We start from the raw sequence: 13,071 nt of genomic DNA, 5'->3' as shown, positions 1-13,071 counted from the left end.
TTGTTCCTTGGATGGCGGATTCGACGGACAGAGTTGGTGGTGTGCGCGACTCCCCGCTCTCCCCGCTCGGGGTAGCGCGGAGAGCGCAGGCCGCCGAAAAATTGTAATACAGAGTGTTATTTTGAAACTATTACCTGCGCGACACAGTCAACGCGCGGGCGCGTGGGTGGCGAGTCTGCGATCCGACAGATTAAGAAACGTGAAAATGGACACCTCCACAGAGTGAAACGCATCCATCACGTTTCATTATTTAAAATCGCACGCACGCGTGTTCTGCCCCGAAAATAGCAGAACAAAATGAAATGGCTGCATTTCGCGCCATGGCAAGGCGCAAACCGCAGCAACTCCCAAGAGGTATCGCGAGTATTTGCAACGCCGCCAGGGCACGAAAAGCGCAGTTTTATGTGCTGATATTTGCAGGGCGAAACACCCATGTTTTGCTCAGCGAAACAGTCGCATAAAATGTAACTGTTGCATTTTGCGACAGGGCCAGGCGCAGCGATTCCCTCAGGTATCGCGAGGATTTGTAACGCCACTATGGCGCGAAAAGCGCCGTTTCATGCGCTGATACTTTTCAGGCTTCAGCGCGCATCGGCCGCCATGGCCTCGGCGCGGATTTCTTCGGTCAGGCGCGCCTTGAGGTCCATGAATTCGGGGCTGGTCTTCATGCGGTAGTCGCGCGGGTGCGGCAGGGGCACGGCCAGTTCGGTCTTGATGCGGCCGGGCCGGGCGCTGAACACGGCCACGCGGTTGGCCAGGAAGATGGCCTCGTCGATGTCGTGCGTGACGAACAGCACCGTCTTGCGCTCGGCCTCCCAGATGCCGAGCAGCAGTTCCTGCATGAGCGCGCGGGTCTGGTTGTCGAGCGCGCCGAAGGGCTCGTCCATGAGCAGGATCTTGGGGTCGTTGGCGAGCGCGCGCGCAATCGCCGTGCGCTGCTGCATGCCGCCCGAGAGCTGCCCGGGGAAATGCTGCTCGAAGCCGCGCAGCCCGACCTTGGCGATGAAGTACGCGGCGCGCTCCCTCTGCTGCGCCCCGGGCAGGCCGCGTTCGCGCAGGCCAAAGCAGATGTTCTGCTCGACGCTGAGCCAGGGGAACAGCGTGTAGCTCTGGAACACCATGCCGCGCTCGGCGCCCGGCCCCTGGACCGGCGCACCATCGAGCAGCACGCGCCCGCTGCTCGCGCGCTCCAATCCGGCGACGATGCGCAACAGCGTCGATTTGCCGCAGCCCGAGGGCCCCAGGATGGTGAGGAAATCGTTCTCGCGCACCTCCAGATCGACCGGCTGCAAGGCCTGCATGCGCTGCCCCCGGGCGCTCTCGAAAACGCGGGCAACGCCTTCGATGGAAACGCAGCTCATGGCACGCGGCCCCAGGCAAACAGGCGCTGGTTGAGCGCCTTGAAAGCGAAGTCGGAAACCAGCCCGATCAGGCCGATGGTGATGATTCCGAAGATGATCTGCCCGGTGTTGAGCAGCGTCTGGCTGTCGGTGATCATGTGCCCGATTCCGGACGAGGAGCCGATCAGTTCGGCGACGATCACATAGGTCCAGGCCCAGCCCAGAACCAGGCGCAGGGTTTCGGCGATCTCGGGCGCGGCGCCGGGGATCAGCACCCGCGTGACGATTCCCCTGTGGCCCGCGCCCAGCGTGTACGCCGCCTCCACCAAGTCGCGCCGCGCGCCGCCGACCGTGACCGCGACCATCAGCGTGATCTGGAACACCGCGCCGATGAAGATGACGAGGACCTTCTGCGCCTCGCCGATTCCCACCCACAGGATCAGCAGCGGGATGAACGCGGACGCGGGCAGGTAGCGGCAAAACGAAATGAAGGGCTCGAAGAACGCTTCGACGCCCTTGTACGCGCCCATGGCAATGCCCAGCGGCACGGCGACGGCGGCGGCCAGAACGAAGCCGCCGGCCACGCGCCACACCGTCATCCCGATGTCCCTGAGGAAGTCGTACTCGGTGAACAGCAGCCAGCCCTCGCTGAGCATGGTGATGGGGCTGGCCAGAAAGGTCGGCGAGACGAATCCGCCGAGCGTGAAAAACGCCCACATTGCGACGAACACGGCGAAGAAGGCCAGGCCCAGCAGCCAGCGGCTGCGCGCGCTCACCGGCGCCAACGGCGCCAGTGCACGCGCGCGCCGCAGGGGCCGGGGCGCAGCGGACAGGGCGCGCTCTGGCATGGGGTGCGGCTGCCGGAGCCTATTTGACGAAGCGCGCGTCGAACATGGCGGCCAAGTCCTGCGGCGCCTTGCGGATGACCCCGGCCTCGAGCAGGATGGCCGTCGCGTCCTTCATGAACGCGCTGATTTCTTCGGTAAAGAACTTCTGGTTCGCGGCCCGGTCCTGCCAGCGCAGAAAGGACGCCGACTTGGCAAACTGTTCGCCCGTCTGCTTGACCGCCGCGCCCATGATTTCGTTGGACCGGGCGGGGTCGGCGGCGATCAGGTCCAGCGCCGCGAAATAGGAATCGGCCAGCGCCTGCGCCGCCTTCGGATGCTCCTTGAGCCAGGCGGGGGCGCAGCCCACGGTGTCGATCACCATCGGATAGTCCAGCGTGGTCGCGAGGATTTTGCCGGCGCCGGGGTTCTCGCGCACCGTGGAGAGATACGGCTCGTAGGTCATGGCGGCGTCGTTCTGGCCGGCAACGAAGGCCTGCGCCGCGGCCTGGGGCGAGAGCGTGGTGAGTTTCACGTCCTTCAGGCGCATGCCGTTCTTGCTCAGCATCCAGGCCAAGCCGAAGTAAGGGGCCGTTCCGGGTGCGTCCACGCCGATGGTCTTGCCCCGCAGGTCGGCAAAGCCCTTGATGCCATCGCGCACCGCGAGGCCGTCGGCGCCGTAGGACTTGTCCGTCTGGAAGATCTGCACGATGGGAACGCCGTTGGCGTTCCACGCGACATGGGTCTCGACCGTGGTGGCGGCGCACTGTATGGACTTGGAGGCCAGCGCGAAATGGCGGTCCTTCTGCGGAATCAGCTTGATCTCGACGTCCAGGCCGTTTTTCTTGAAGATGCCCGCCTTGTCCGCCAGCGTCAGGGGGGCGAAACCCGTCCAGCCGGACATGCCGAGCACCACCTTGGTGCCGGGGCCGTCCTGCGCCCGGACCGCTGTGGCCAAACCCAGCGTGCATGCCGCAGCCGCGGCCAACGGCGCCCATTTCACAAGCAATCGCTTCATCTATCTGCTCCTGTTGGAATAAGTCTTCAAAAGCCCAGCCTCCCCGACCAAGCTGCCATGATGGCAGTTGCTGCACGCTTGTATAGACAGGGAAAACGCCAGGGGGTCCAAGCCATCACGCAAAAAATGGGCCCGGCCGAGCGCGTGCTGCCGGCGTCGGCGGCAATCAGCCAAAGCCGGGAACAGAAATGCCGGCCATGCGCACGACGACGAAAGCGACCGCGATCAGCCCGATCACGAGCAACAGGCTGCGCAGCAGGCGCGCGAGCACCAGACCGATGACGATCCCCAGCAGCAGCGGCACCGGGGCCTCGTCCCAGATCCGCTGCAACCAGCTCCAGGCGCTGCCGAGATGCGACGCCAGCATGGCCCAGGCCTGGGCCAGCATGTCGCCCACCGGCAGGTCGTTCATGTTCATGTGCGGGCCCTCCAGCCGACGCGTTGCAGGGGCGCGGAATCCGGCGCGGGGCCGGACGGGCTGGCCGCTGCCGTTCCTGAACCGCCTGGCAGGGCCGTGAGCGTCCGCCGCATCGCCCATCGCGCCAAGATCGGTTCAGCCATCCAGGTGTGGCTGCGTGCGCTGAGGTCGGATCGCTGTTGCATCGGGTCGCGGATTATGGCCTGCGGCGACGGGGCTCCGTGGTGACTGAATGAAATACCTCGTCTGCGCAGCCCGCTCAAGACCCTGGGCGCAGTTGCAAATAGTTCAGGGCCATGCGCCCGATGGCCGGAAAAAAACAGGGGCGTCCCCGGTGGCCCACTACACTGGGAGCCACCATGCACCGCCCGCATCCCCTCCCCTGCGCCCGCCCTGCGGCAAGCTGAACGTCCCTGCCGCCCATCGGGCCCGCCGCCATGTCGTTCTCGCTTGCCTTTCGCCCCCGCGTGATCGACGCGCTGCGCGGCTACAACCGCGGCCGCTGGCTGGCGGATGTGGGTGCCGGCGTCACCGTGGGCATCGTGGCGCTGCCGCTGGCCATGGCGTTTGCGATTGCCAGTGGCCTCAAGCCCGAGGCCGGGCTGTGGACGGCGATCATCGCGGGCTTTCTGATCTCGGCGCTGGGCGGCACCAACGCCCAGATCGGCGGGCCGGCGGGCGCCTTCATCGTCATCATCTACGACATCGTCAATCGCTACGGCGTGGCCAACCTGTTGATCGCCACGGCCTGCGCGGGCGTGCTGTTGCTGCTGCTCGGGCTTTTCCGGCTGGGCACGGTGGTGCGCTTCGTCCCGGTGGGCGTCGTGATCGGGTTTACCAACGGCATCGCCGTGCTCATCGCGCTGTCGCAGGCCAAGGACTGGCTGGGCCTGTCGATCGAGCACATGCCGGGCGACTTCTTCTCGCAGATGCGCGCGCTGGTGCGGCATATGGACAGCTTCAACCCCTACGCGTTCGGGCTGGGTACGGCCTGCGTGGTCGGGCTGTTCGTCTGGCCCCGGCTGACGATGAAGGGCTCGCCCGTGATGCAGGTGCTCGAGCGCCACACCGTGCACGGCTTCGCGCACCTGCCCGCGCCCGTGGTGGCGCTGGTCACGCTGAGCCTGCTGGCCTGGGCGCTCGGGTTTCCGGTGGAGACCATCGGCTCGCGCTTTGGCGGCATTCCGCGGACGCTGCCGGGGTTTGCGCTGCCCGATTTCTCGTGGGAGACGGTGCGCCTGCTGGTCACGCCGACGGTCACCATCGCGCTGCTCGGCGCCGTCGAATCGCTGCTGTGCGCGCGCGTGGCCGACCAGCTGACGAGCGACCCGCAGCACAAAAAGCACGACCCCAACCAGGAGCTGATGGCCCAGGGCCTGGCCAACCTGGTGGTGCCGTTCTTCGGCGGCATGCCCGCCACCGGAACCATTGCCCGCACGGTGACGAATATCCGCGCGGGCGCCACCTCGCCCGTCGCGGGTATGGTGCACGCGCTGACCCTGGCGCTGATCGTGCTGCTGGCCGCGCCGCTGGCGCTGCACATTCCGCTCGCGGTGCTCGCGGGAATCCTGCTGTACGTGGCCTGGAACATGGGCGAGTGGCACGAGTTCGTGCGCCTGCGCCACTTCAGCAACCACTACCGCTTGCTGATGCTGGGGACGTTCTTTCTCACCGTGGTGTTCAACCTGATCGTCGCCATGGAGGTGGGCCTGTTCCTGGCCTGCGCGCTGTTCGTGCGGCGCATGAGCGCGCTGTTTCGCGTGGAGCGCCAACCCGAGTCCGAGTCCGGGTCCGAGGCCGGCGCCGCGCCGCACCCCGGCGCCACCTGGCGCCTGCACGGCGCGCTCTTCTTCGGCGCGGCCGCGAAGATCGACCCCATCGTGCAGGCCGTGGAAGCCGGACCGCCGGGAATGGAGCTGGTGCTCGACGCCAGCGAGCTGGTGGCGCTGGACACCACGGGGCTCGACGCCCTGGTGCAGATCCTCCGGGCCGTGAACGCGCGCGGCGGGCGACTCTGCGTCATCCATCTGCACGAGCAGCCGCGCTCGTTGATCGAGCGCTCGGGCTTTGGCTTGCAGCTGGCCGCGCAGGCCGCGCCGTGCACCCGGGATGAGAACGCCGCCCAGTAGAATCCGGGCCCCAGAGGTTCTCCGTCCATGTCCATTCTCCGCCGCCCCGCGCCCCCATCCGCCACCCCGCAGTCCATCGAGCCGCTCCAGGCCGGTCGGGCCCTGCCCTGGGATGCGAGGGTCGGGCGCAGGATATTCCCGCGCTGAGCGTTGCGTATCCGACAGCAATCCATGGTCGCCGCGGCTGCCGATGCGCCAGGCACGCCCCCGCTGGACGCGGGCGCAATGCCCGTGGTGGTCGACCAGGTGGCGCTGGCGCGCCTGTATGGCGAGCCGCTGTTCGCTCTGCCCACCGACCTGTACATCCCGCCCGACGCGCTCGAAGTCTTTCTCGAAGCCTTCGAAGGCCCGCTGGACCTGCTGCTCTACCTGATCCGCAGGCAGAACTTCAACATCCTCGACATCCCCATGGTGGGCGTCACGCGCCAGTATCTGGCGTACGTGGACGAAATCCGCAGCCGCAACCTGGAACTGGCCGCCGAGTACCTGCTGATGGCGGCCATGCTGATCGAGATCAAGTCGCGCATGCTCCTGCCACCCAGAAAGCAGGCCGAGGGCGCAGAGCCCGAGGACCCGCGCGCGCAGCTCGTGCGCCGCCTGCTGGAGTACGAGCAAATGAAGTTGGCCGCGCTGCGCCTGGCGCAAATTCCGCAGTACGGGCGCGACTTCCTCAGGGCCCAGGTGTGCGCCGCGCAAAGCCTGCAAGCGCGCTTTCCCGATGTGCACGCGGCCGATTTGCAGGCGGCCTGGCGCGACATCCTCGGGCGCGCCAGGCTCGTGCAGCACCACCGGATCACGCGCGAAGAGCTCTCGGTGCGCGAATACATGGGCCTGGTGCTCAAGGCGCTGCAGGGCCACCGCTTCGTCGAATTCGAGGCGCTGTTCGAGCCCGCAAAGGGCAGCAGCGTGCTGGTCGTGACCTTCATCGCGCTGCTGGAACTGGCCAAGGAAACGCTGATCGAGATCACGCAGGCCGAGGCCTTTGCGCCCATCTACGTGCGGCTGGCGTACACGCCGGTCTGACGATACAGTCAGTCCGCCCCGCAGAGACGGGCCCCGATTCCCCCCCTCCCAACGTCCCGACATCCCATTCCCATGACCGACCGCACCACCGTCCACGGCCTGCAAGTGGCCACCCCCCTGTTGCGCTTTGTAGAAGACAAGGTGCTGCCCGGAACGGGCGTCCACAGCGCCGCTTTCTGGCAGGGCTTTGCCGCCATCGTCGCCGATCTGGCGCCGCACAACGACGCCCTGCTGGCCGAGCGCGAGCGCCTGCAAGCCGAACTCGACGGCTGGCACAAGGCGCACCCCGGCCCCATCGGGGACGTGGCGGCGTACCGCGGCTTTCTGGAGAAGATCGGCTACCTCGTGCCCCAGCCCGCCGGCGTGCGCGCCACGACGGACCAGGTCGATGACGAACTGGCCACGCAGGCCGGCCCGCAGCTGGTGGTTCCCATCCTGAACGCGCGCTACGCGCTGAACGCGGCCAACGCGCGCTGGGGCAGCCTGTACGACGCGCTGTACGGCACCGACGTGATTCCCGACGCCGGCGACGCAGAAAAGGGCCCGGGCTACAACCCCGTGCGCGGCGCCAAGGTGATTGCCTTTGCGCGCCAGGTGCTCGACGAGAACGCGCCCCTGACTGGCGCTTCGCACCGGGACGCGACCGGGTACCGCGTCGCCGGCGGGCAACTCGTGGTCGCGCTCAGGAGCGGCGCCGCCGCGGGCCTTGCGGACCCCGGCCAGTTCCGGGGCTACCAGGGCAGCGCCGCCGACCCGTCCGCGGTGCTGTTGCAGCACAACGGCCTGCACCTCGACATCCGGATCGACCGCAGCACCCCCATCGGCCAGGCCGACGCTGCGGGCGTGAGCGACCTGGTGCTGGAAGCGGCGCTTTCCACCATCCTGGACCTGGAAGACTCCGTGGCCGCAGTGGACGCCCAGGACAAGCTGCTGGGCTACGGCAACTGGCTGGGAATCATCCAGGGCACGCTGACGGAGCCGGTCTCCAAGGACGGCCGGACCTTCACGCGCGGCCTCAGCGCCGACCGCATCTACACCGCCCCCCGGGGCGGCGAAGTGCGCCTGCATGGCCGCGCGCTGATGTTTTTGCGCAATGTGGGCCATCTGATGAGCAACCCGGCGATCCTCTACACCGACGCGCAGGGCCGGGAGCGCGAAATCCCCGAAGGCATCATGGACGCCGTGCTCACCAGCACCATCGCGCTGCACGACCTGCGCAAGGAGCAGGCAGCGGAAATCCGCAACTCGCGCAAGGGCAGCGTCTACATCGTCAAGCCGAAGATGCACGGCCCCGCCGAAGTGGGTTTTGCGAGCGCGCTGTTCGCCCGCGTGGAACAGCTGCTGGGCCTGCCCGCGAACACGGTCAAGCTCGGAATCATGGACGAGGAGCGCCGCACCAGCGTCAACCTCAAGGCCTGCATCGCCGCCGCCAGCGCGCGCGTGGCCTTCATCAACACCGGCTTTCTGGACCGCACGGGCGACGAGATCCACAGCACCATGCACGCCGGCCCGATGCTGCGCAAGGGCGACATGAAAACCAGCGCCTGGATCCAGGCTTACGAGAGGAACAACGTGCTCGTGGGCCTGGGCTGCGGCCTGCGCGGCAGGGCGCAGATCGGCAAGGGCATGTGGGCCATGCCCGACCGGATGGCCGAGATGCTCCAGGCAAAGATCGCCCACCCCCGGGCCGGCGCCAACACCGCCTGGGTGCCGAGCCCGACCGGCGCCACACTGCACGCGCTGCACTACCACCAGGTGAAGGTGAGCGAAATCCAGATCGAACTGGAAAAGACCGACGCCGACGCCGCGCGCGAGCAGTTGCTCACCGGCCTGCTCACCGTGCCCGTGAGCACCCACCCGGACTGGAGCGCCGCGGACCGGCAGCAGGAACTGGACAACAACGCGCAGGGCATTCTGGGCTACGTGGTGCGCTGGGTGGACCAGGGCGTGGGCTGCTCCAAGGTGCCCGACGTCCACAACGTGGGCCTGATGGAGGACCGCGCCACGCTGCGCATCAGCAGCCAGCACATGGCCAACTGGCTGCTCCACGGCGTCGTCAGCCCCGCCCAGGTGCGCGCCACCTTCGAGCGCATGGCCGCCGTGGTGGACCGGCAAAACGCCGGCGACCCGCTGTACCAGCCCATGGCCGGCCACTTTGACACCAGCCTGGCCTTCCAGGCCGCCTGCGACCTGGTTTTCCAGGGACTGGTGCAGCCCAGTGGCTACACGGAACCCCTGCTGCACGCCTGGCGCCTGAAGCGCAAGGCAGCGCAAACAACCTGAACCAACGCCCAACGACACCCCCGAAAGGACCCCCCATGCCCACGTACCACATCGAGATGATGGAAGGCCGCACGCGCGAGCAAAAGAAAAAGCTGGTCGAAGAAATCACCCGCGTCAGCGTCGAGGTACTCGGCGGATCGCCCGAGTCCGTGGACATCCTGATCACCGACGTCAAACGCGAGAACTGGGCCACGGGCGGCAAGCTCTGGCTGGAGCGCAGCTGACCGGATCGACTCGCGGGGCGCAGCGCCCTGCCCTTTCCTGGCGGTGCAGGGCAGGCGCTCAGGCCCAACCCCTGCCAGGCCGGCGCCGGTGTCCAAGCTATTGAAACCACCGTAGCCGGCAGGGAGCCCACACGGTAGGCCGCGCTGGGCCGGGCTCGTGGGTTGCGGTCCGTTCCGCAGTGGAAAAAAGCACGCCGCCGCCGTTGCGCACAAACGTCCGCGCGCCATGCGGCGCATGGATGTATGCAACAACGCCCTGGTGTCTGCAACATGGCCCATTGCTCCAGGATCAGTTCACTCCGTTGGTGTCTGGCTGAATATGCCGGGCTCCAAGAGCCGATGCATGGGAGCGGCAATCATCCCCTGCGGCCAGAGAGTTCCGAGCAGTTGCATTCGACACAAAAATAAATCGATTTGTCGCCTGTAATTTGTCACCAGGGCTTACGCGAAACAAATTCAACAACCATAAGATGGCTTGAATACCGTGTACCCATTCAGGGTGCGTGATCATCAGAAAATTTCCCGTATCGAAGCAAACGAAGTACATATCTTGATCAGGCATCGGCCAACGGCGCAGGAGTGCAATATTGCAGACTCAAATGAAACATGCGCTTATCCACCCCGGTGTGCCCATACCCTTCTTCTGAATTGAGTCCGCATGAGGCCATAAGGAATAGGCGCCCCCATCCGATTCAGCCCCCGGCATCGAAGGAATACCATGGCATCAGACACCAAGGCCCCAAAACTCATCATCACGGGCGCCAACACCCCCACGGCCGCTGGCGACCAGTTGGTGCTCACGTACGACGGACCGAACGATCTGGACAGAAACATCGACGCCGCAGGCTTTACCGTGACCAGCACCACGGGCACGGCCATTACCGTCGTCAGCATCGCCAGCGTAGATGCAAAGGCCCAGACCATTACCCTGAAGCTCAGTCGCGCCATCACCGAGCAGGATGGAATAAAAATCAGCTACACCCCACCCGCGAGCGGCCATGGGGTGCAGGACGTGGCAGGCAATGACGCGCAGGGTTTTGCGGACCAGGATGTGCTCAACAACATCGATGCCCCGGTGCTGATCGTCGATGACAGCTCAATTAACGGTGCGGAGCTAACGCTCGCTTACACCGGGGGGGACTTGAGAAGCGGGAGCGTTCCGGACAGCACAGCCTATACGGTGCTCGTCAATGGCAAACCCAAGTCCATCGACCACATGGTCGTGACTAGATACTGGCTTGGCAATGGGTATGTCACTTTGTGGCTCAGCCGCTCCGTGGTCGAGGGTGACGCAGTGACCGTCAGCTACACCAAGCCCAGGACCGGTAACGTGGTGGAGGACGAAACATCCCACGCCGCAGCCAACTTCAGCAACCAGAGCCTGCAAAACCTCACACCAGACAGCACGGCCCCGGTATTCAGCAGCGCCACGGTCGATGGCACCCAGTTGGTGATCACCTATACCGAACGCAACGAACTGGACGGGGCTGCGCTGGATGGCTCCGCAGGCTTTGCGGTGGTGAGTCGCCCCGCGGGTACGAGCATTGCCGTCAACAGCGCCAGCGTGAACGCGGCGACCAAGACCATCACCCTGACGCTTGGCCGCACCGTGACCGACAGCGAAACAGTGACCGTCAACTACACCAAGCCCGGGAGCGGCAACGTGGTGCAGGACAAGGCAGGCAACGACGCAGCCGACTTCAGAGACCAGAGCGTGACCAACCTCACAGACAGCACGGCCCCGGTGTTCAGCAGCGCCACGGTCGATGGCGCCCTTCTGGTGCTCACCTATACCGAACGCAACAGCCTGGACGGAGCCCCGCTGGCGGGCTCTGCAGGCTTTACGGTAAGGAGCGACACGGGTCCGCCCATTACCGTCAGCAGCGCCAGCGTGGACGCGAAGGCCAAGACCGTCACTCTGACGCTTGACCGCGCCGTGGCCAACGGTGAAACGGTGATCGTCAACTACACCAAGCCCGGGAGCGGCAACGTGGTGCAGGACAAGGCAGGCAACGACGCAGCCGACTTCAGCAAGCAGAGCGTGACCAACCTCACACCAGACAGCACGGCCCCGGTGTTCAGCAGCGCCACGGTCAAGGACACCCAATTGGTGCTCACCTATACCGAACGCAATAGCCTGAACGGAGCTCCGCTGGCGGGCTCTGCAGGCTTTACGGTACGCAGCGACACGGGTCCGCCCATTACCGTCAGCAGCGCCAGCGTGGACGCGGCGGCCAAGACCGTCACTCTGACGCTTGACCGCGCCGTGGCCAACGGTGAAACGGTGACCGTCAACTACACCAAACCCACGACGACCGGCAACGTGGTGCAGGACAACACAGGCAACCATGCAGCCGACTTCAGCAAGCAGAGCGTGACCAACCTCACACCAGACAGAACGGCCCCGGTGTTCAGCAGCGCCACGGTCGATGGCGCCCTTCTGGTGCTCACCTATACCGAACGCAACGAGCTGAACGGGGCCGCGCTGGATGGCTCCGCAGGCTTTGCGGTGGTGAGCCACACAACGGGTAAGTCCATTCCCGTCACCAGCGCCAGCGTGGACGCGAAGTCCAAGACCGTCACCCTGACGCTTGACCACGCCGTGGCTGACGATGAGGCGGTGAGCGTCAGCTACACCAAGCCCGGGAGCGGCCACGTGGTGCAGGACAAGGCCGGCAACGACGCAGCCGACTTCCGCGACCAGAGCGTGAACAACCTCACGGACAGCACAGCCCCGGTGTTCAGCAGCGCCATGGTCAATGGCACCCATCTGGTGCTCAGCTATACCGAACGCAACGACCTGGACGGGACCCCGCTGGATGGCTCTGCAGGTTTTGCGGTGAGCGGCGCCGCGGGTACGGCCATTCCCGTCAGCAGCGTCAGCGTGGACGCGGCGGCCAAGACCGTCACCCTGACGCTTGGCCGCGCCGTGGCCAACGGTGAGGTGCTGACCGTCAGCTACACCAAGCCCACGACGACCGGCCCCGTGGTGCAGGACAAGGCAGGCAACGACGCAGCCAACTTCCACGACCAGAGCGTGAACAACCTCACGCCCCCACCCCCACCCGCACCAAGCCACGTGGCGTCGGACGCAGACAACGACGGCGCTCCCAACGCCCAGGAAGATCAGGCCACCGGCCCCGCTGGTGTGGCGACCGGCGACGGCAACGCAGACGGCATCGCGGACAGCGCACAGGCCGCAGTCGGCTCGATCAACGTCACGGCGGTCGGCGGTTCCAGCACCTCGATCACCCTGGTGGCCGACAGCCAGGACGGCAATGTCAGCCCCGGAAACAACGACCGCATCACCAGTCTGGAGCAAAAGGACGCTCCCGCCGAGTCGCCCCAGGGGCTGGAGATGCCGATCGCACAGCTGCGCTTCGAGGTCGAACTGGACACCTCCGGCAGCAGCGAGAAGTTCAGCCTGTATGTGGACCGGGAGACGGGCGTCAACGGCTACTGGATCAAGAACAACACCGACACCTGGACGAACCTGGCCAGCGAGCCTTACGGCGGCAAGATGGCAACCGAAGGCGAGCGTCTGCGGCTGGACTTCTCGATTACCGATGGTGGGCAGTTCGACATGGATGGCAAGGCCGACGGCGTCATCACCGCCCCCAGCGCCGCAGGGCATATGCCGCTGTCCATCGTGGGGCTGGCATCGGATATGGCGCACAACGGGTTCTGGCTCTGACGGCAGCCCCCGGCTTGCCCTCCTGTCGGACAGAGGCAACGCCACCGGCGCAACGCTTGCGGGGGCGCCGAACACCGGGCCCAGCTTCAGCGCCACTGCCGCATGCGGCCAGAGCGGC

The 13,071-nt window shown here is 66.1% G+C and carries 9 protein-coding genes; 5 read left to right on the top strand and 4 right to left on the bottom strand.

The window, feature by feature from the left end; genetic code table 11:
• Positions 1 to 581 precede the first annotated feature (581 nt).
• From D5041_RS14845 to D5041_RS14830, 4 genes are all read right to left on the bottom strand, one after another.
• On the bottom strand, positions 582 to 1,361 hold the full coding sequence (locus D5041_RS14845) for an ABC transporter ATP-binding protein (protein WP_010105173.1): 780 nt from the start codon (positions 1,359 to 1,361) through the stop codon (positions 582 to 584).
• Positions 1,358 to 2,188 carry an ABC transporter permease gene (locus tag D5041_RS14840; protein WP_265256888.1) on the bottom strand — a complete coding sequence of 277 codons (831 nt, stop codon included), beginning with the start codon at positions 2,186 to 2,188 and terminating at the stop codon, positions 1,358 to 1,360. The genes D5041_RS14845 and D5041_RS14840 overlap by 4 nt, the downstream gene beginning before the upstream one ends.
• Before the next feature lie 19 nt (positions 2,189 to 2,207).
• Positions 2,208 to 3,182 carry an ABC transporter substrate-binding protein gene (locus D5041_RS14835; protein WP_265280978.1) on the bottom strand — a complete coding sequence of 325 codons (975 nt, stop codon included), beginning with the start codon at positions 3,180 to 3,182 and terminating at the stop codon, positions 2,208 to 2,210.
• Between the two features lie 166 nt (positions 3,183 to 3,348).
• Complete coding sequence (locus D5041_RS14830; RefSeq protein WP_265256890.1) at positions 3,349 to 3,600, bottom strand: hypothetical protein; 252 nt, start codon at positions 3,598 to 3,600, stop codon at positions 3,349 to 3,351.
• A 437-nt stretch (positions 3,601 to 4,037) separates the two neighbouring features.
• On the opposite strand from D5041_RS14830, the gene D5041_RS14825 reads away from it, so the two are divergent.
• The 5 genes from D5041_RS14825 to D5041_RS14805 all read left to right on the top strand — a co-directional run bounded on the left by D5041_RS14825 (position 4,038) and on the right by D5041_RS14805 (position 12,953).
• Positions 4,038 to 5,729: a SulP family inorganic anion transporter gene (locus D5041_RS14825; RefSeq protein WP_265285039.1), complete on the top strand. Its 1,692-nt coding sequence runs from the start codon at positions 4,038 to 4,040 to the stop codon at positions 5,727 to 5,729.
• 171 nt (positions 5,730 to 5,900) lie between these two features.
• Positions 5,901 to 6,752 (top strand): segregation and condensation protein A, encoded by an 852-nt coding sequence (locus D5041_RS14820; RefSeq protein WP_265280980.1) that lies wholly within the window; start codon positions 5,901 to 5,903, stop codon positions 6,750 to 6,752.
• Positions 6,753 to 6,824: 72 nt separating this feature from the next.
• Positions 6,825 to 9,035: a malate synthase G gene (locus D5041_RS14815; RefSeq protein WP_265285038.1), complete on the top strand. Its 2,211-nt coding sequence runs from the start codon at positions 6,825 to 6,827 to the stop codon at positions 9,033 to 9,035.
• Positions 9,036 to 9,070: 35 nt separating this feature from the next.
• Positions 9,071 to 9,259, top strand: a complete 189-nt coding sequence (locus tag D5041_RS14810; RefSeq protein WP_265280981.1) for a 4-oxalocrotonate tautomerase — start codon at positions 9,071 to 9,073, stop codon at positions 9,257 to 9,259.
• A gap of 718 nt (positions 9,260 to 9,977) precedes the next feature.
• Positions 9,978 to 12,953, top strand: a complete 2,976-nt coding sequence (locus D5041_RS14805; RefSeq protein ID WP_265285037.1) for a SwmB domain-containing protein — start codon at positions 9,978 to 9,980, stop codon at positions 12,951 to 12,953.
• Positions 12,954 to 13,071 lie beyond the last annotated feature (118 nt).

This window comes from Verminephrobacter aporrectodeae subsp. tuberculatae (assembly GCF_026127385.1).
GTDB classification, from domain to species: Bacteria; Pseudomonadota; Gammaproteobacteria; order Burkholderiales; family Burkholderiaceae_C; genus Acidovorax; species Acidovorax aporrectodeae.
This window is presented reverse-complemented; position numbering and strand designations above follow the sequence as displayed.